The sequence below is a fragment of the Chryseolinea sp. H1M3-3 genome (genome assembly GCF_029360725.1).
Lineage (GTDB): Bacteria > Bacteroidota > Bacteroidia > Cytophagales > Cyclobacteriaceae > Chryseolinea.
This window is the reverse complement of the sequence record NZ_JARKMY010000010.1, coordinates 381,310-401,443: the sequence shown is the minus strand read 5'-3', so window position 1 is coordinate 401,443 and position 20,134 is coordinate 381,310. Positions and strand designations below refer to the sequence as shown.

Sequence of the window (20,134 nt, the reverse complement as noted above, 5' to 3'; positions counted from 1 at the left end):
TCGTCAGACTTATCCCATTCGTATCAAATTTCCTTTGATAGAAAATTTTTGGACATATTTGTTATTGTCTAATGCAGGTGACAACTTCAAAATATGTTACGATAGCTTTACACGTTCTGGTCTGGGGAGCGGTATTGGTATTGCCCTATACATTTTCATCTCCTGAAAATCATTACGTACACGTAGGATCTTTTCGGTGTAATTTTTTTACACTAACCAATATTATACACATTGGTCTGTTTTATTTCAATGCATATTATTTGTATTCGAAGCTTTTTAATTCCAGATTTTGGTGGCTGTATGTAGTCAGTGTAGCATTGTTGATACTTGTCATTTATAATCTTAAGGTGTTGATTTTGAATGCATCGTTTCCGCTATTGGCGGCAAGTCAGGATTTCTTCGGATTTACCTTTTTTCCCATCGTTGTGTTTTTTGTTATCAGTACAGTTTATCGGCTAATATTGGATAAGATAAATTCGGAAAGGGAACAACTTGCTATGGAACTGAAATTTCTTCGATCCCAGGTAAATCCTCATTTTTTATTCAACGTATTGAATAATCTCGTGTCTATGGCGCGACATCGGTCCGAAAAACTCGAACCATCCCTGATAAAGCTTTCAGGACTCATGCGCTATATGCTTTTTGAGTCGGAGGTAAAGAAGATACCGGTGCAGGTGGAGTTAGAGTACCTAACAAATTATATCAATTTACAGGAGCTTCGTTTTGATCAAGATGTAGTGATTCAAACGAATTTTAATTATGACAGTACGGCGTATTCGATTGAACCGATGCTACTCATTCCTTTTGTGGAAAATGCATTTAAACATGGAATCACTGTTCTGGAAAAACCCGTAATTAAACTCGACCTGTTTGTGAAGGATGATTCATTACACTTCAAGGTTATGAACAAATTCGAAAAGGGAAATTTGTCAAAAGATATGAACTCCGGGATTGGACTTAGCAATGTAAAATCGCGTTTAAATCTTTTATACGCTAAAAGACATCAGCTTTCAATTAAGAAAAGGGAGGGTATTTTTGAAGTCGATCTTAGGATAAAACTACGTTAACCATGCGTTGTATTGCGGTCGATGATGAGAAATGGGCATTGGATCTTCTGGTGGACAACATCAGGCATGTTCCTTATTTGGAACTGGTAGCTCGCTGTAAAAACGCGCGTGATGCATCGGAATCGCTACACGCCGGAAAAATAGATCTCATATTCACGGACGTTCAGATGCCTGGCCTAAATGGATTGCAGTTTATTCAGACGCTTCCAGAACCACCGATGGTTATTCTGGTTACTGCCTATGAGCAATATGCACTTGAGGGATTCAACTTGTCGGTTGTAGATTATTTAGTGAAGCCCGTGGCGCTTGAGCGTTTTATTAAAGCTTGTAATAAAGCTAAACTCCTTTTCGACATGAGGACTGAAAAGTCAACCAAAGCTGTTTCAATTCCTGACCACATTTTTATTAATGTCGAGTACAGTCTTGTTAAGATTATTTTTGATGACATTACGCATGTCGAAGGGTTGAAGGATTATATTAAGATACACCTGTCGTCTGCTTCCAAACCGATACTTACGCGAATGAGCATGAAGGCAATGGAAGAAAAGCTATCCCCTTCTAAATTCATTCGTATACATAAGTCATTTATCGTCGCTGTTGATAAGGTTACTTCTATTAAAAGAGATTTTGTATGTATTCATGAAACCGAAATTCCAGTTGGAGAATCTTTTAAAGAAAGTATAAAGCTTATCACTGGAAACAGAAAGTAAGTAGCGGGTCTTTTCCCGTTTATCGACAAGGTTTACTCGCTCGTATACTTCACAAAACGCGATGCATTTCATTCCGTTGGTTATTCCTGAGTCGAGTGTTTATTGACCTGGTAACGCACAAAATCAGAAAAAGCATTTACAAAATGATAGTTCAAAACGTGTTAATCATGCTCATGTTTTTAGTCTATGCAGGATGTGCACCATCTCCGATTGTTCTGAAAGACGACTATCATTTTATTTCTTTTCGTCTTGCGGCGGCAAAGATTCCGATGGTCAAGGGTAAGTTAAATGGGCGGGACGCCTGGTTTATTGTCGATACCGGTGCCTCGGTTACGCTCATCAACAAAGCCATAATAAAACACTTTGGATTATCAGAGAGATTTGATTCCAACGAGGATAAAACGGAAATCAACGGTTTGGGTGGACGCGTCGGATTTGAATCTTTTGTTTGTAAAATTGAGATCGGAATCCTTACCATTAATCATGCAGCTTTAAAATCAAAGGACTTGAATGGACTCTTTGCCTTAATTAGCGGAAGAGAGAACATTCGAATCACTGGCATTATAGGCTCGGATATTCTTTCGCAATACGGCATCAGCATAAATTATGAAAGTAAGACCATATCCTATAAAGTAAATGAAGGAAGTACAGTCGCTAACTAATCCTTAATAAAATGAAAGCATCTTTTGAAAGAAATCTAATTCGTTGGTTGCATCTGCTTATATCTATTCCTGTGATTGGTTATATATACGGGCCTGTTGCTGAAATACCTCAAGCGTCGATGGCAGTAAGGTTTATATTTTTTCCCGTGCTTGTGATCTCAGGATTTTGGTTGTGGAAAGGGTATGTCGTTAAAAAATACCTGCGGACCATTTATCACGAAAAAATAAAAATCTTTTAATTTTTCTCGTTCAGTATCCAAGCAAATGGTTCCTGAGCCAAAAAGAAAAAATTAAGAATTGAAAGGCTTGGTGGTACACATCAAAATTGAGCCGCTCTCCCCTCAGTTTGACACTTTACAAAGATTCATCAGATCGAGTTTGGAAACGTCCTGTAAAAAATTGCCAGAGCAATGAGAAGTTTCTATTTTTAGTTAACGCAAAGGAAGCAGTGGTTGATCCAATCCTTAGACCAATCATTGTCTCGGCTCACCAATAAAACCTTACCTATGAAAGCATTAGTGAACATCAGTACTTGCCTTAAGAAAAAGGAAGCATGGATTTCTAATACCTTACTTGTTGCAATTTTCGTCGGTATGTTCGTCGCCTGTAACCCAAAGAAAGAATCGATAGAAATTGGTGATGATGACATTGGAGGGATTGTTACAGGTCCCAACGGGCCTGAGGCAGGTGTATGGGTAATTGCTGAAACACACGACTTGCCGACCCGTTACGCAAAAATTGTAGTGACCGATGACAAAGGACAATATTTAATACCGGATCTGCCAAAAGCTAATTATGCGATTTGGGTTCGCGGATATGGTTTGGTGGATTCTCCAAAGAAAGAAGCTAAGCCGGGAAGTACCCTGGACCTTGATGCGACAATTGCTCCCAACCCACAAGCTGCGGCGGAATATTATCCCGCGGGCTACTGGTTTTCACTTCTCCATGCGCCTGACAAAAGTGAATTTCCTGGAACGGGCCCAAAAGGGAATGGAATATCCCCGGGTATTACAAATCAAGCCCAGTTTCTAAGACAAATAAAATCTGGTACTTGCCTGGCATGTCATCAACTTGGTAGTAAAGGAACGCGTGAGTTTCAGGCTTCCCTGGGGAAATTTAATTCCTCCGTAGAGGCGTGGGAGCGTCGGTTACAATCCGGTCAGGCCGGCGCTTCAATGGTTTCGTCGCTTCATCAAATCGGACGTGAGGAAGTACTCAAGATGTTTGCCGACTGGACGGATCGCATCGCTAAGGGTGAAGTGCCACCAACTCCGCCACGGCCCCAAGGCATGGAGAGAAATGTAGTAATCACGCAATGGGATTGGGCAGATCCCAAAGTATACCTTCACGATCTGGTTTCAACCGACCGGCGAAAACCAACGGTGAACGCGAATGGCGCCTTGTATGGGGCGTTGGAGGTTAGTGCCGACTATCTTCCCGTGTTGGATCCTATGAATCACAGCCTAAGCCAGGTGCCGTTAACCGTGCGCGATTCAACAACTCAAGTAGCCACCGGACCAGACATGCCACAGCCCTCGCCTTACTGGGGAGATGAGCCGATCTGGAATAGTAAGACCAATGTTCATAATCCAATGTTCGATGACAAAGGCCGTGTGTGGATCACTGCAACGGTACGCCCACCTGATAACCCAGACTTTTGCAAAGAAGGTTCCGACCATGCCTCTGCTAAAGCTTTTCCCTTACAAAGGGCAAACCGCCACCTGGGATATTATAATCCTGAAACAAAAAAATATACGCACATCAATACATGCTTTAGTACGCATCACCTGATGTTTGCCGAAGATGAAAATAATACGCTCTGGACAAGCGGTGGGGGAGATGTCATCGGCTGGCTGGATACGAAGAAATATGAAGAGACTGGCGATGAGAAAGTGTCGCAAGGTTGGACGCCCCTTGTTCTGGACACGAATGGAAATGGCAAAAGAGATCAATATGTCGAGCCGAACCAACCGATTGATCCTAAAAAAGATAAAAGAATATCGAAAGGTCTATACGCAGTTTCTCCAGCGCCAGATGGTTCTGTATGGGGATCTTCTTTGGGATATCCAGGCGCGGTGATTCGATTAAACCCCGGGTCAAATCCACATGAAACAGCTCTGGTGGAATACTATGAGTTGCCACTCGATAGTGCAGGTGAACCTGTTGAAGGCTTTTCACCGCGTGGAATGGACGTGGATAGGAATGGCGTTTCATGGGTTGCCCTCGCGAGTGGCCATATGGCAAGCTTCGATAGAAGGAAATGCAAAGGCGCCCTCAATGGACCCGATGCTACTGGACAACATTGTCAGGAGGGCTGGACATTCTATACTGAACCATTGCCTCAGATGCAGGGAGTCGATACACCCGGAAGCGCCGAAGGTAGCTATTATACTTGGGTAGATCAGTTTAACACATCGGGCCTGGGTGCGAATACACCTATTAATACAGGAAATGAATCGGAAGGACTTCTTGCACTAAAGGATGGAAAATGGGTCGTGCTACGTGTTCCTTATCCGATGGGATTTTATACCAAATGGATGGACGGCAGAATTGATGATCCCGACGGAGGTTGGAAGGGCCGCGGATTGTGGGCAACGGTGAGTACACGCGCCCCTTTTCACATGGAAGGTGGAAAAGGTACTTCTAGTAAGGTATTTAAGTTCCAGATGCGGCCGGATCCACTGGCAAAGTAGGACGCCTTAATTGTTAAAAGAAAGGGAAGAGGTTTATCGTAAACGACCTCTTCCCTGTTTTTAGACTAATAGGCGATTAATCTCCTGTTTAACCCAGATAAGATTTCAAAGACTTACTTCGTGAAGTTGTCCGAAGTCTCCGGATACCTTTTTCTTTTATTTGGCGTACACGCTCGCGCGTCAGGTGATACCTTTCACCGATTTCCTCAAGGGTTAACGGATGCGCGCCATTCAGGCCAAAATAAAGAGAAAGAACATCAGATTCTTTTTGAGTTAATGTTGAAAGCGACCGCTGGACCTCGGTACGTAACGAAGCGTCAATCAATCCGGAATCAGGTGTTTCTTCTGAATCATTCTCCAATACATCGAGTAACCCATTTTCTTCACCTTGCACAAATGGAGCATTTACGGAAACATGTCGAGCACCCATTTGGATGGTATCAGTCACTTCCTTCGTATCCAAATGCATGATTTCTGCCAACTCATCGGGCGACGGCTCTCGTTGGAATTTTTGTTCCAACTCAGAGAATGTTTTATTTAACTTATTAAGCGACCCTACCCGGTTTAATGGAATTCTCACGACTCTCGATTGTTCTGCGAGTGCCTGCAAAATAGATTGCCGAATCCACCAAACGGCATACGAGATAAATTTGAAACCTCGTGTTTCATCGAAACGCATCGCCGCCTTGATCAGCCCTACATTTCCTTCGTTAATGAGATCGCCAAGTGTTAAGCCGTTGCTCTGGTATTGTTTTGCTACAGAAACGACAAACCTGAGATTGGCATTTACCATCTTTTCAAGGGCAATCTGATCTCCTTCTCTAATTCGTTTCGTTAACTCTACCTCCATTTCAGCAGTAATCAGGTCTACTTTACCTATTTCCTGTAAATATTTATCGAGCGATTGGCTCTCACGATTGGTAATCTGTTTAACGATCTTTAGTTGCCTCATTGTTGTGTTGAATTTTGAACTGTTTTATAAAAATTATAACCTATGCTGGCTGCATACTCTTGTGTGCGCCGTATTTGATTCAATTGGTGTTGCCAATGGCACGGTCTGTTAATCGGCGCCTCAATTAAATTGGTGAAATAGGTCTGCCGTTGTAGATTGTTGGATATGCGACGTGCTTCGAAAAAAACCGTAATCGTTTGCGCGAGGGTGAACCAAATGCCGACGGCCCTAAAACCGACCGCAGATGGACATATTCTGTTAGCAGTGGCTGGATTGTTACTTACCACTGCGTCTATGTTGTTTCATTAACCCTTTTTACTGTGTAGATTGTTGTAATTTAATTCTTAAATATCTAATCCCGCTCGTCTTTCCATCATTTATTATTTTTTGTTCAACTTACCGCGAAGGCGAAGCAAATATTGATAAAGCCATTAATAGCCGCCGATGTGCTTTAAGCACGTTCATAGATTCAACAAAAAAATTGAGAGAAAGGTTGTGATTAATAGAATGTTGTTGTGTTGTTCCTCACTATAGTTGTGCATTTTCGGCTGGTGGAAGGAATATTAGCTCATCCGGAGAGCGCTTACCTTAAGACTCGAGGGGCATACTGACGGCCATTGATCGTTTTTATCGCATAAACGATAATTATTTCAGTTTTCTGACGATTCAACATCTGAAGTCATAGGGCGGAGGTGGTGAGTAATTAATGTAATTTAAATATGGCCACGAAAGGAATCGAATCAGTTTGGTCTTGTAGTGCTCATTTTATTGAGACATGTATCATTCCCCACGAGCCTGTGCCCTTCGTGCTATATTGAAAAGGTCCGCTGAAGAATGCTTACTATTCCTTCACTCAAGACAATACATCCTTCAGTAGTGCCGACTAGTAGGGTATGGGTTGATAGTATTGAGCGATTGGTGAAGAACTAATATCTATCATCACCTTATTTGATTTCGTGACTTATTATCTGAGGATGCGACAATCTAACGATAATGTATGCATTTAATCTTTTTGGATGCTCTAATACTGATAAAAACACTAATGAATATAGTCAAACGTTATTTTGCGTGTGGCCTATAAGTTGTAATGAAAAAAAACGAGGTGATATCGAGCTGTTCTTTAGATAAAACTGGTAGTAGAGTTGATTTCTTTATGTCAATGAGAAGTTAGGACATTATCTCCAGCGAGTATTGCTTCATGTAAGCGTGTATCTTTACGGCCTCCAATCCATTTTGATGTTGGGTATCAAGCAGAATCTCGATATCCTTGTCTACCATTTGGCAAGCGAAGGTGTTTTGTATTGCTAACCACTTAATTATCAGGCATTCATGATTGTTTTCATACTCAATAATTTCGCCCTCAAATAAAATTTCAGTTTTTGTTATTACATTAGGATTCTTAAACTTACAAAAAAAAGATAAAACGGTATTTGAATTTATGATCGTATATAATCCTGAGATGTCGCTGCTAATACTTTTTAATGCAGGAAACGGGAATAGAGTTCCAGTAATCCCACCGTTGCGAGAGAAGGTGAGTTCTATATTAAACCGATCGGAGAAGAACATTTTATGCGTCCTTCCTATTCTGAAACTTTCTGACAACATATAACGTTTTTGTTCAGGAAATTTAAACAATTTTTTTTTACTAACATCACGCCAGCACAAAATGTTAAGTGTCGACCAGCCAATTACCATTCTTAAAGAACTCAGGGAACATATTATACCCCTCGGTGAAGAAGAATTATTTTTGCTTGAAAAAAGTTTGACAGAGGAGGGGTGCCGAGAACCACTCATTGTGTGGGAAAAGAATGAAAGCCAGTTGGTACTGGTGGACGGCCACAACCGGTTTAAAATTTGTCAAAAGAAAAATATTCCATACAAAATCCGCAAGATCAAGCTTAATAGTATTGAAGACGCGAAAGTGTGGATGATCGATAACCAAATTGGTAGAAGAAATCTTAACCCTGACCAGATGAGCTACTACAGGGGACTAAAATATCTTTCCTTGAAAAAAAGGAAGGGTGGTTACGATAACGTAAAATCGAAGGGCCAAAGTGAAACTTCGACCTCAGAAGTTGTTGCAAGCTTTTTCAAAGTGAGTGAAAGTACCATTAAGCGGGATGCTAAGTTCGCTGAAGGACTTAATATAGTTGGACGGACCAACCCCAAATTAAAAGCCCAGATACTGACAGGGGAATCGAAAGTCAAAAAAGGGGATGTTCAAGCTTTGTGTAGTGCCAAAAATCCTGATCGGCTATCAATTAAGAATGAGGCTGACCTTTTCAATAAGGCGAAAATCATAAAGGCCGAAATCCTGGAGGAAGTAGAATCAGGCTTGAAGAAACTGGAAAGGGAAAAGTCAAAGAACCTTCAAGGCGAAGTTAAAAATTCAGAACCTATTTTTCTTGACAAAAGTGACAGACTACGTCGAATAAAAGGCCTAATTCTGAGTGCGATCAATAAGGCAATAAACGAACGGGACGTAAAAGCCATCAAGGAGCTAAAAAGATTAATAGAAAAACTGGAGGATGAGTTGTTCGATTGAAGCAACATCATTAGGGCTTCGCTATGGAATTGCCATTATCATTAAGATGAAGGCATTGAGAATCCGGAATACGCTTCTATTGTTTCGTTCTGATATATCGTCATTAATTTCGATACAATCCTGGGAGAAGTTTTGCCATCCCACAGCGGTGGGATGCTAGATTTTTTCCACTTGCCAGTGCGCAGTTTCTCTAAGAATGGAATCAAATTGGACGGATTCGTTCCAACTAACTCATTTGTCCCGATGGTAATCGTTTCGGGACGTTCGGTTGAATTTCTTAGGGTCAGGCAGGGAACATTTAATACGGTAGCTTCTTCTGTTATACCACCCGAATCGGTGATGACAGCTTTTGCATTTTTAACAAGAAAGATGAATTCCAGGTAGCCCATAGGATCTGCAACTATTAGCCGATCGTTGCGATACCCAAGTTCATCTAATCTGATTTTTGTTCGCGGATGGACGGGAAAAACTACCGGCAAATTTGTATTGCTCAGCAAGACATCCAGCATCTTTTTAAGATCTTGGGGATGATCAACATTTGACGGCCGGTGAAGGGTTAGCAAGAAATAATTTGATGAACTTAGCTTGATTTGCGACCAAAGCCTCGGCGGTCTAATTCTGTGCAGATTTTGATACAATGTGTCGATCATTGTATTTCCTACTAAATGAATTCTGTTGTCGGGTACGCCCGACTTCAAAAGATGCTCATTGGCAACTTCACTGGTTGTAAAAAAATGGTCGCAAATAGAGTCAGTCACCACACGATTGATTTCTTCCGGCATTGTCATATCTCCTGAACGAATACCTGCTTCGACATGTGCCACTGGAATGCATAATTTCTTGGCGGCAATGGTACAAGCCATAGTGGAGGTTACGTCTCCAACAACTAGAACGACATCGGATCGATTTTCAAAAAGATCTTTTTCAAATTTCACCATAATGGCTGCTGTTTGTTCCGCCTGCGTTCCTCCGCCGCCCCCGAGGTTTATATCAGGTTCAGGTATTCTTAAGTCGTGAAAGAAATTGCCGCTCATTTTTTGGTCATAATGCTGGCCGGTATGCACCAACCTGTAATTGATGTAGCGGTCTCTTTCCTGTTGAAATTTAATGGCGTTAATTATGGGCCCAATTTTCATAAAATTTGGCCTTGCACCAGCAACGATAGTAATTAACATCGGTTTTTTACTTTTTATCCCGCGCAAGCAACAGTTCTGCCTCGCTGGTGGAAATAGAGGGTTTTGAATTATAAGTCCGGGGAAAAAACTTTTCTTTCAGGACCAGGTAAATGAACATACTGTTCGTGATCAAATAGCGCTTCCATAAACGTCTTGGTTCTTGAATGACCCTATATAACCACTCCAAACCATATTGTTGCATCCATTTTGGCGCGCGCTTAACAACGCCTGCGACAACATCAAAACTGCCACCAACACCCATGATAAATGGTATCTTGATTGAATTCTTGTAAGTATTAAGAAAAATTTCCTTAGTAGGAGAGGTTATAGCAACAAACAAAATATCGGCACCCGAGGATGCAATCTTTTGAGCAATGAGCGGCTCATCTTTCTTTGAATAGTAGCCATTGCAATAACCGGCAATGATGTCTGTGCCATGAATGGTAGCATACTTTTTAACAACATGTTCAACAACATTTTCTGTTGCGCCAAAAAAGTAGATCCTATACTTATTTTGCTTAGCCCGTGCGATCAATGTTTCCATCAGATCAATTCCTGCGACTCGCTCAGGAACGGGTTTCTTAAGAAATCGTGATGCCCAAACAATAGCTTTTCCATCTGCATTGATGACATCACAATCAACAAGCGACTTTTTAAGCTCATAATTTTTTTGGGCATTTACCAGTTTGGCAGCGTTAATAACGCCATGATGTAATGGCCTCTTTTCACGGATGGCTGTGTCGATGATATCAACCGTCTGCTTCATAGTCAATGCATCAACGGGGATATCGCAAATACTAACTCGCGTTACCTTGGAGGGCATAATAGGGGAGATTAAAAGTTATAGATAAACGGTATTCCGGCCTCAACTGAAACGTTGGTGAAGCTAGCTAAATTTAGTTTGTAATTTTTGATTCTTCATAAAAATAAGTTGATAAGGCGTAAAACATCCAAGCTTGCGCCCACCGCATGTAAGCTATCTTTGAAGAAAAATATTTATTGATCTGATAATAAAAATAACCTTTATCAGACTGCATATTGTTAATCGTCCAGTCAAGTACGTTATCCAATAATTTTTTATATGTTTTGAATTTCTCGAGTTTGGATAATGTAATTACCAGCTGCGCCGGTGAATGAATGTCGATGGGGTAAACATTGTTGCTATAATACCTTGGAATACCTTCTTCGGTAAAGAATGTATGAATGTAGTAAGTAAAACCCCTATCTAAAGATTTTTGGAATGTTGCATCTCCGCTGAACTTCATGTAATCGTTGATGCATTCAAGATTATATCCCGTATGGAAATTATCGATCCATTGGTGGAATGGTAAAGCTCCATATCTCCATGATCCATCACTTTGTTGCCGATCACAGCAAAAAGCGACTGATTTTTTTGCTTCTTCAATCAACCCGTTTTCTCCTGTAATACTAGATACGCGTGCCAGTAATCTACTGCCTAAGAGAGAAGCATTAAAAACAACACTATGATCTAAAGGAGAGTAAGAGAAAGCAAAATTTCCTTTTTCGTCATAGGTTCTGTTAAGATCATGTAGAATAAAATTACACGCTGTTCGAGCCGTGTTGAGAAACTTATCATTTTTTGTTATTTCATAAGCATCAAGTAAGGCACTGCTTATAAAAGTTGTAGCGACCACGGTTGGCGTATTTTTTGGCTGAAAGAATGCCCTTGCTTGCCAATCAAAATTGTAGCCCCACGAACTGCCAGCATATTGCGTTGATCTATTATTAACTAATATCTCTGCTAATTGAATTATTTTTCCCTCTACCGCACGTGTCGGATTTGTTTTAAATTCTTTACAATATCCAGCTAGAAAAAGTCCCAGCCCTTTGTTGTTATGTTCCTTTAAAACTTTGAGCGGCCGTCTAAAATTTATGGGTGAACGTTTGAAGAACTGAATCCAGCAAAGGCGAGCTATGCGGTTTGATCGAATAAACGGTATGGCCTGAAAAATTTTGCTGTTTAAACCATCATAGGGATCCCATCCTTTGAAAGATTCATTCTCACAGTAATTCTTTAATCTGGTATAACTATCTTCAAAATGTTTGTTTCGAACTACCTTTTCAATTTTATCTACGCCTGTATTGGTTTGCATTTTGATATAGCAAATATGGATAGCTGTATAATTAGTCGCGTTTATTATTTGTTACGAATCTTTTAAATTTTCCCCTCGGAGTCAATATTAAATTGTCGACGACTTTTATTTCAAAGTCAATAACGTCTTTGGTTTTTTTATCTATCTCTCTTTTCATCACCGCCAGTTCTGATATCTTGAAGTCTTTATTAACAATTAACATCAACTTTGATTTTCCTTTTTCTTCTTGAAGGAATTGATAGTTACTAACATGTTGAAAGATGTTGCTATGAAAGTTAAAGGCTGACGGAAATACTTTCTCATTATTCAATCCCAGCAGGTAATCTTCGTTAGTCCATCTGCCATGGATTGCGATAAGATCTTTTTCTTTTTCGCATATATCCCCTGTCTGGTAACGAATTAATGGCATGGTTTGATTCAAAAATCCTGTGCTTACAATTTCATAACCGTTGGTATGCTTGATCAACTCCGTATAACCGTAAAACGGCGATACGCTGTAGAGTCCATTTTCTTTTTCTTCAGCAATTACACAACGTTCACTGTGCCCATAAAAGGTCATCGTTTTAACACAAAAAAAGTCTTCCAAAAACTTTCGTTCAGTTTTGTCGATGTTTTCAGAGATAAGAAATATTCCCTTTAACTTCAATTTAATTTGTGCATTACTTTCTTCTAAAAGCTTAGCGAATAAGTAGAGGGAGGACATATACCCATTTAAGTACCGAGGATTAAATTGTGTGATCTTTTCGAGATATTGCTGCACTGTAAGTTTAGATAGCTTGAAAGGGGAGAACACTAACTCATTGTACATTGGATTATATTTCCACAGATGCCTTCCAAACTCTAAGCCTCTAAAAGTTACCAATTTGTCTTCAAACCTATATCCTAATTTTTTTCTGAAGAAGTAGACAAATGCAGATTCCTTAAAAATGGAATTGTAATCAAGTAGCACCCTCAAGGGCTCGCCTGAAGTTCCGCCGGTTGTTGCAACATAATATCCTCCAGGCACCTTTTCTTTTGACGTTAGGTTGTCAAAATTTTCTTTAATGGTATTTTTGGTTAATAACGGCAGCACCTCAATATCATTCAAAGCGGTGACACTATTGGGGTTAAAATTAATTTTGTTGAAGAGATTAGTATAATACGGAACATTTTTATAAGCATAGTTCAACACATTTTTTAATTGACCAAATTGGAATTCCAGTTGCTCGTCATTGCTCATTCGATTATTGGAAAGCAAGTCGTAATAAAACTGAAAGTTTGTATTTCGCACCAACCTATTACGAAATATCGGTGCGGTAATATATTTAAGAGGTTCAGGAATATTATCCCTTATACGCTTAAGAAAGTGTTTATTCATTATCCTAACTTTGACGGCCCCTAATAAATTTTATACAAATATTTATAGCTGAGTTCCAGGCATAAAAACGCCCAGAGTTTTGTGGAGTAATCAATGTTACTTTTTACATGGAGATCAAAACACCGTTTAATAACATTCATGTTAATGAAATCTTTTTGGATCGAATTATCTATATTTTCTTCCATCAGATCCCTTAACTCATTCGATATCCAATGTCTTATTGGTAAATCAAACCCGACCTTCTTTCTGTAGATCAAATCACGGTCTAAATACTTCGATGCTAATTTTTTTACAAGGTACTTAGATGTTTTATTCTTCATTAATAATTCCTGACTTATTCCTGCAGAATAATTAACCAGTTGGTGCGACAAAAATGGAACACGCAATTCAATAGATGCACCACTTGTTGATCTATCGGACCTTGTTAAGATATCATTTTGTATTCTGTCTTTGATATCCAGATCCATTGCGTTTTTCAAATCGTAAACTTTCTCTTGTTCGTCATTATTGAAATCTGGCAGTAGCTCGGTTAGCAGATGAGGTTCAAATATTTTAGCGGTTCCATAAAATGTTGGGGTATGCAATGAATTAGAAAGAAAATCCTGCCATTTGGAATGGTCCTTAAAGAGGGACACTATATTCTTTTTGAAAGGGACATTCTTGCCAAAAGAATTATATATAGTTCGCGACAGATTAAAATATTTATAGGAATTATAGCCGGCAAATAATTCGTCACTACCTTCACCAGCAAGGAGCGCGCGATAGTTCATACTGCTTGCATATTCAGATATTTTGTAAAGAAGTAAGGCGGATGGATCCGCAACAATATCATCCTGAATAGTTATCCAATGGTTAATGCTATCAAGAAAATCTGTAGCATTTACTTTTATCTCATTGTATCGAATGCCAAACTGCTTGCAGACCTGTTTAGCATACGGGGATTCATCAAACTTCTCATCATAAAATGAAACTGTAAAAGCATTCAGCTTACTTGTTTGTTTTGCGGTTAATGCTGCAACTAAGGAGGAATCCACGCCCCCACTCAAAAACAGTCCTACTGGCACATCTGCTACCAATCTATTTTTTATCGAATCTACAAGAAGTTGCTCAATGGTCTCAATGACTTCATTTTCGTTTGTATATAATTCTTCAACCTTGTTCCTGGTCCACCACGACTTAACAGCGGCTAATTTTTCTTGACGGGTATCAAACTCCAGAAACGATGCTGCAGGTAGTTCATAAATATCATCAAAAATTGTAGCTGGCGCCTTAAATGCGCGGTTGGAGTAAAATTGCCACAACTGTCGATGATTTAATTTCTTGTTGGAAAATATGGTGAGCGGGGTAATGGTTGAAGCGAATGCAAATACGTCGTCATTGTCGATATAGTAAATTGGTTTAATACCTAATCTGTCGCGACACAATAGCAATACCGCTTTGGATATGTTATAATAAGCTAGACCAAACATGGAATTCGTCCTTTTTAAGAACTCGATATATTCGTTGTTTAGTCCTTTTAATAATACTTCTGTATCAGACTTTTTTGCATATTTCTCCCGTGAATATTTTAAGTCTCTATAATTATAAATTTCACCGTTATAGGTTAATATGCCTTTTTCATCTGACATAGGTTGTTTAGCATTTCCGATATCGATAATGGAAAGCATGTTGTGATAAAAGAATAAATTCGAAGAAATCTGAAGCTTATTAAATTCGTCAGGACCTCTTTTATATTGGCTTGCTTTTACCAGGTGCTCGAATCTATCAAGCAAATGACCGTTTATAATTTTCTTAAAGTAAATTCCGGCAATTCCACACATGCATTTTATAATTTAATCCCCTTAGGAGTGTAAAATGTGAGACCGAGTATTCAACGTAATATCTTTTTTCTATGATGATAGCCATACACACTTGTAAAGATTCTACAAACAACGTTGCTATCTCTAACTTTTATAATAGTATTCTGTTCCGAGATTTAATAGTTCACCTTAAAACGAATTATAGATTTTAAGAATACGTTCTCGAACTCTTTCACTCGTATATTTTTCTAATGCAATCCGTTGATTATTTTCTGACATCTTTTTATAGAGTACCTCATTGGAGGCAATAGTAGACATAAAATCTGCAAAGACTGCGAAATCCAGGCTTTCTGTTAAGTACCCATTTACATGTTGCTGAACGACATCGGGAATTCCAGCTGTAATCCTGGAAATTATTGGCATTCCATATAGCATGCATTCCAACACCGTGTTTGGTAAGCCATCACCGGAAATACTTGGGAGAATCAATATATGTGATGTGATTAGAATTTCTTTCTTTCTATCACCGCTGACATTTCCTAAAAAATGTATGTTGGGAATATGTTTTTGGTTTGCATATTCCATAGCGTCACTCAATGCGTCACCGTCCCCAGCTACTAGGAAACAAGAATCCCGACCTGGATTTTTTTCCAGGAAAAGCTCGTATGCATTAAGTGCGATATGCAATCCTTTTTCTTTTTCGATTCTTGAAAGGAATAGAAAGGATATATTTTTTTTAAAACTCAGATGTTTTTTGTCCAAATCCAACTCCTTTAAATAACTGGAGTCCGCTACTGTCGACTCGAGAAAAAATTGACTTTTGTCGGGAACCCCTAAACCTATTAATTTCTTTTTGAAAATATTTCCCAACGTAATGTAACTGCCGGCGCTGGCATAACTCCATTTAAAGAGTAAAGACTTAAACTTGCTTTTTTTGATTTTTTCTTCGTATGAATCCAACCATCCTCTGAAAAACACGATTGTTTTTTTATTTAGAAGTCTCGCTATGATAATAAAAACTGAATCGCGAAAATATGATTTACCAGTGTCCATGGAAGGATTTACAACTACTACTTCGTAGTTGTGCCGATAAAGCATATAGAAAAATCTAAAATAATTCAGGAGTAGCCTTTTTGCCGTTTCAAAAGGCGTCTGTTTATTTTGCTTGTTAACAGTAAAGTATGTAACATTCTTATCTGCATCAAGCTTCAATGTTCTGTAATAATTCGCAACTCCGCCTTGTAGATTTAGATCTGGAACTAAAATCAATATCTTTTTCATGATGTTGAACACTGCTGTTGATTTACATCGTTCCATTTTCTTAAAACCAGAAGCATCCAAAGAAAATTACCTGCATCAGTATGTCCTTGGTTATTTTGATCAATCAAGTTTTCAATTCTACTTTCGTCCAAAATTGTATTTCCTTTTTTGTTAAGGAGCATCTGTTTGATCTCATTGTATAAGTTATCCTGCTTAAACCAGTCTCTGAGTGGAACACTAAAGCCTTTCTTAGGAGCGCTCAGTAATTCTTTAGGAAGCGTTTTATTGGCCACGGCATTCCTCAGAATAATTTTATTTAACTGCCCTTTCAGTTTTAGATTTTTGTTAACGCTGAATAATAATTCAATTATTCGGTGGTCCAGGAATGGGATTCGTGGTTCCAGGGAGTAAGCCATGCTCATCCTGTCAACTTTTGTCAGCATATCGCCTGGCAAAGTTACCTTATGATGGAAGTACATGAGCTTATAAAAAGATTCCTTGAACCTGCATTTTTTCATAGCTTCTTCATAGAACTCGTTGAATGAAATCATCTTGAATTCTGGTTTTATAACTTTACTAAGTTCATCTGGCGAGATTTGGCATAATTTTGACAACAGACGTTTTTCGAAAGTAAGGTCACTGGCGTGAAGAACTTTTGCAATACGGTTTAACTTGTATCTTAAATTTCCTCTGAATGGTTTTGCGGAAAACCTGGCGAGCACAAGCAGTATTTTCCTTAATGTAGCAGGTAAGTTTTGATATTGTCCGGCAAACCGCTCACCGAAATAGCTAGTATAACCTGAGAGCACTTCATCACCACCATCGCCTGTTAATACCATTTTTACATGCTTCGACGCATATTGAGAGATCTGTCCCGTTGGAATAGCAGATGGATCACCAAATGGTTCATCATATTGAAATACAACCTTGGCTAACGCGTCATAAAAGTGTTCAGATGAAAGTACACCTACATGATGCTCAGTCTTAAACTTGTCAGCTACCATTTTGGCCAAAGGACGTTCGTCAAATAGTTTATTCTCAAATCCCATAGTAAATGTTTTAATAGGTTTTGATGTGTGACTGGTCATGGCACTCACAACACACGAAGAATCTAATCCACCACTTAAAAACGCCCCAAACGCAACATCACTACGCATCCTTATATTAACTGCATCGTGAAATAGCTTCGAAAACTCTCGTTCTACATGCAACTTGTCGTTGATGAGATCTTTTTCTGAAATGTCAGGGAGATCCCAATAAGTCCCCTCTTTAACAAGCTCATGATCTATAAGTAAGTACTTACCTGGCATCAACTGATAAATATTTTCATAATATGTATAAGGCGCCGGTATAAAACCCATGCTCAGGTACAATTGAGTCATTTCTAATCTAGGCTTAACGGGTACTCCATATACGAGGATAGATTTTATTTCAGAGGCAAAAATAAATGACTCATCAAATTTTGAATAATACAATGGTTTTTCTCCGATTCGATCTCGTGATACAAACATTCTTTTCAAGTGATCATCCCACAGCGCAAAACTCCACATCCCATTAAAACGGTTTTGGCAATCGACCCCCCAGGTTCGATAGGCATTGATGATTACCTCGCTGTCTGAGGTGGTTGTAAACTTATTTCCATGGAGCCGTAGCTCTTCTCGTAGCTCGAGGTAGTTGTAGATCTCGCCATTAAATATCAAAACAATTTTGTGGTCCTCACTAAACATGGGTTGGTGCCCAGTATGCAAATCGATTATTGCCAGTCGTCTATGCCCTAAGGCGATATTCTGGTTAACAAAAAATCCTTCGTCATCCGGACCGCGATGAGATAGCACATCAGCCATCTTTTTTAGGGTGCCGGCGTTTGCATTACGTTTAGTATCAAAATGAAAAAAACCGGAAATACCACACATTGTTAATTTTTTATAAATGTCAGACAAGCTTGCAGAGAACCCGCAGGTCACTAGATTCAATATACCTATTTGTCAATTTCAATTTTTCCTTCAACATTTTCAGTTCTGTTTGTAAAAAAGATAACCCTGGAATGCAGTTCGCTATAGATCATTGGAACAAGAGGGATGATGTTCGACAACCGATACAAGTACGGCGTTCGCTGGACGTGCTTGAAAAAGTTCTTTTCACAAAACCTCACATCCTTGAAATACATCTTACAATATTTTTTTATTTGAGACCTTGTCAGATAATTTGTGCGCGTATTGAGAAACTCATGATTTAGGGTTGCCACATTTCTCGCCGGCATTCCTTTCTGATAATTATTCCTCACGCCTAAATAAGCCCAAAGGGTAAGCCAAAGTTTATTCTTAATCACAGAACTGAATGGAACATTCACATGGACCTCAATTATTTTATATCTCGAAGGGAAAAAATGAAGACTAAAGCCATTCGGTTTTAAAATCCTTTTAATTTCTGAAAGTGTCTCCGGATAATCGATAACATGTTCAAATACCTGATCACTAAAAACGAAGTCAATACTTTCACTTTCGAAGGGTAACCGATATTTATCAGCACAGATCTTTTTGATTATGCCATTTTCGGCAAAAGACGCGATTACGTCTGGTCGAAAGTCAAAGTCACAACCGTAAGCCTGATAGCCATTTTTTCTATATTCATTAATCAAATTTCCGCTTCCGCAGCCAAGATCAAGGATAACCGAATCTCTGTTAATCTGAAATCCGAGTTCCTGAATGATACCTAACTGTGAGGTCATTCTTTTTTGATACCGGACGGTAGATGCTTCCATAAATTAAACAGTTGTACAAACGGGATTGAACACTAGTTGCACTTTATATCGTCAGGAACAACTTTATTAAAAACGTTGTTTTCTAACGTTTTTTTAATTTTCCATCCATCTATTCCACCACATCTGAAATGTGAGCAGAAGCCAGACTTGTGTCTCCTTAAATTCCTTACCCGATAGAAATTCATCCCTGACGGAAATTGCCTTCTTTACATTTATCAAGTTATGTTTTGATAATTGCTTTTCGTTGATGAATTCGAACAAATAACTTTTTAAATCATTGCGAAACCATTCATTCATCGGAATTGAAAATCCGGCTTTGGGTCTATCCATTAAAGTTTTAGGAAGGTATTTATATGTGATCTTTTTCAGCAAATACTTCTTTTCACCATGATGATATTTCAATTCAGAAGGAAGTTGTGACACAAATTCAATGATTCTGTTGTCCAGCAAAGGTTCTCGCCCCTCCAAACCAGTACTCATGGTAGCCCTGTCAACTTTTACCAGTATGTCATCGACCATATAGGTGTTGTAGTCAAGCGCCAGACAAGTATTCATAAAATCATTTTCGTGATTTACTTTGCCCAGATCATCAAGCAATCCTACTTTTTGTTTTATTGCTGGTAACAGGGCGTCTACTTCCCTGACATTATAATGTTGATGATAGATGTCAGAAAGACCGTTTTTTTTATATGTGTTTAAGATTTCTGAAAGCCGTCCAATTTTATGAACGTGTGTTATTAGAGGAAGTGCGCCAGATGAAAAATTTAATACCGATCTGGTCGTTGACCATAGTAACCTCGGCACTTTCGTTAGTTTATCATTTAGCTCTTGCAGATATTGGTATCGCATATAACCCGCAAATATTTCATCGCCGCCATCAGCAGACAAACTTACGGTTACATGTTTTCGAGCGAATCGGCTTACCAGTGTAGTAGGAATGGCAGAGCTATCTCCAAAGGGTTCGTCATAAATTTCGGGAAGATCTGGCAATATATCCTGCGCCTCTTTTGTTGTGCAGTAATATTCATGATGATCTGTG

At 39.0% G+C, this 20,134-nt stretch carries 17 protein-coding genes; 6 read left to right on the top strand and 11 right to left on the bottom strand.

Annotated features, from left to right (window positions below):
- Positions 1-77: 77 nt before the first annotated feature.
- The 5 genes from P2W71_RS18610 to P2W71_RS18590 all read left to right on the top strand — a co-directional run bounded on the left by P2W71_RS18610 (position 78) and on the right by P2W71_RS18590 (position 5,132).
- Positions 78-1,067, top strand: coding sequence for a histidine kinase (locus tag P2W71_RS18610; RefSeq protein ID WP_276372822.1), 990 nt, complete (start codon positions 78-80; stop codon positions 1,065-1,067).
- 2 nt (positions 1,068-1,069) lie between these two features.
- Positions 1,070-1,777, top strand: coding sequence for a LytTR family DNA-binding domain-containing protein (locus tag P2W71_RS18605; RefSeq protein WP_276372821.1), 708 nt, complete (start codon positions 1,070-1,072; stop codon positions 1,775-1,777).
- 167 nt (positions 1,778-1,944) lie between these two features.
- A complete protein-coding gene (locus P2W71_RS18600; RefSeq protein WP_276372820.1) occupies positions 1,945-2,439 on the top strand; it encodes a retropepsin-like aspartic protease in 495 nt (164 codons plus the stop codon).
- A gap of 11 nt (positions 2,440-2,450) precedes the next feature.
- Complete coding sequence (locus P2W71_RS18595; protein WP_276372819.1) at positions 2,451-2,678, top strand: hypothetical protein; 228 nt, start codon at positions 2,451-2,453, stop codon at positions 2,676-2,678.
- A gap of 267 nt (positions 2,679-2,945) precedes the next feature.
- Positions 2,946-5,132: a hypothetical protein gene (locus P2W71_RS18590; RefSeq protein WP_276372818.1), complete on the top strand. Its 2,187-nt coding sequence runs from the start codon at positions 2,946-2,948 to the stop codon at positions 5,130-5,132.
- 88 nt (positions 5,133-5,220) lie between these two features.
- On the opposite strand, the gene P2W71_RS18585 is transcribed toward P2W71_RS18590, so the two are convergent.
- A complete protein-coding gene (locus P2W71_RS18585; protein ID WP_276372817.1) occupies positions 5,221-6,084 on the bottom strand; it encodes an RNA polymerase sigma factor RpoD/SigA in 864 nt (287 codons plus the stop codon).
- Positions 6,085-7,251: 1,167 nt separating this feature from the next.
- Positions 7,252-7,689: a hypothetical protein gene (locus tag P2W71_RS18580; RefSeq protein ID WP_276372816.1), complete on the bottom strand. Its 438-nt coding sequence runs from the start codon at positions 7,687-7,689 to the stop codon at positions 7,252-7,254.
- Between the two features lie 61 nt (positions 7,690-7,750).
- On the opposite strand from P2W71_RS18580, the gene P2W71_RS18575 reads away from it, so the two are divergent.
- A complete protein-coding gene (locus tag P2W71_RS18575) occupies positions 7,751-8,629 on the top strand; it encodes a ParB N-terminal domain-containing protein (RefSeq protein WP_276372815.1) in 879 nt (292 codons plus the stop codon).
- 41 nt (positions 8,630-8,670) lie between these two features.
- Here the strand turns inward: P2W71_RS18575 and wecB are convergent, their stop codons facing one another.
- The 9 genes from wecB to P2W71_RS18530 all read right to left on the bottom strand — a co-directional run.
- The gene (wecB, locus tag P2W71_RS18570; RefSeq protein ID WP_276372814.1) at positions 8,671-9,804 is read right to left on the bottom strand and encodes a UDP-N-acetylglucosamine 2-epimerase (non-hydrolyzing); all 1,134 of its coding nucleotides are present in this window, start codon (positions 9,802-9,804) and stop codon (positions 8,671-8,673) included.
- 7 nt (positions 9,805-9,811) lie between these two features.
- A complete protein-coding gene (locus tag P2W71_RS18565) occupies positions 9,812-10,627 on the bottom strand; it encodes a WecB/TagA/CpsF family glycosyltransferase (protein WP_276372813.1) in 816 nt (271 codons plus the stop codon).
- Positions 10,628-10,700: 73 nt separating this feature from the next.
- On the bottom strand, positions 10,701-11,918 hold the full coding sequence (locus P2W71_RS18560) for a delta-aminolevulinic acid dehydratase (protein WP_276372812.1): 1,218 nt from the start codon (positions 11,916-11,918) through the stop codon (positions 10,701-10,703).
- A gap of 31 nt (positions 11,919-11,949) precedes the next feature.
- Positions 11,950-13,275, bottom strand: coding sequence for a hypothetical protein (locus P2W71_RS18555; protein ID WP_276372811.1), 1,326 nt, complete (start codon positions 13,273-13,275; stop codon positions 11,950-11,952).
- Between the two features lie 20 nt (positions 13,276-13,295).
- Positions 13,296-15,095 (bottom strand): asparagine synthase (glutamine-hydrolyzing), encoded by a 1,800-nt coding sequence (gene asnB / locus P2W71_RS18550; RefSeq protein ID WP_276372810.1) that lies wholly within the window; start codon positions 15,093-15,095, stop codon positions 13,296-13,298.
- Between the two features lie 168 nt (positions 15,096-15,263).
- Positions 15,264-16,355 (bottom strand): glycosyltransferase family 4 protein, encoded by a 1,092-nt coding sequence (locus tag P2W71_RS18545; protein ID WP_276372809.1) that lies wholly within the window; start codon positions 16,353-16,355, stop codon positions 15,264-15,266.
- On the bottom strand, positions 16,352-18,247 hold the full coding sequence (gene asnB / locus P2W71_RS18540; RefSeq protein WP_276372808.1) for an asparagine synthase (glutamine-hydrolyzing): 1,896 nt from the start codon (positions 18,245-18,247) through the stop codon (positions 16,352-16,354). The genes P2W71_RS18545 and asnB (P2W71_RS18540) overlap by 4 nt, the downstream gene beginning before the upstream one ends.
- Before the next feature lie 65 nt (positions 18,248-18,312).
- On the bottom strand, positions 18,313-19,095 hold the full coding sequence (locus P2W71_RS18535) for a class I SAM-dependent methyltransferase (protein WP_276372807.1): 783 nt from the start codon (positions 19,093-19,095) through the stop codon (positions 18,313-18,315).
- 93 nt (positions 19,096-19,188) lie between these two features.
- On the bottom strand, positions 19,189-20,134 hold a 946-nt coding region (locus tag P2W71_RS18530; RefSeq protein WP_276372806.1), incomplete at its 5' end, for an asparagine synthase C-terminal domain-containing protein.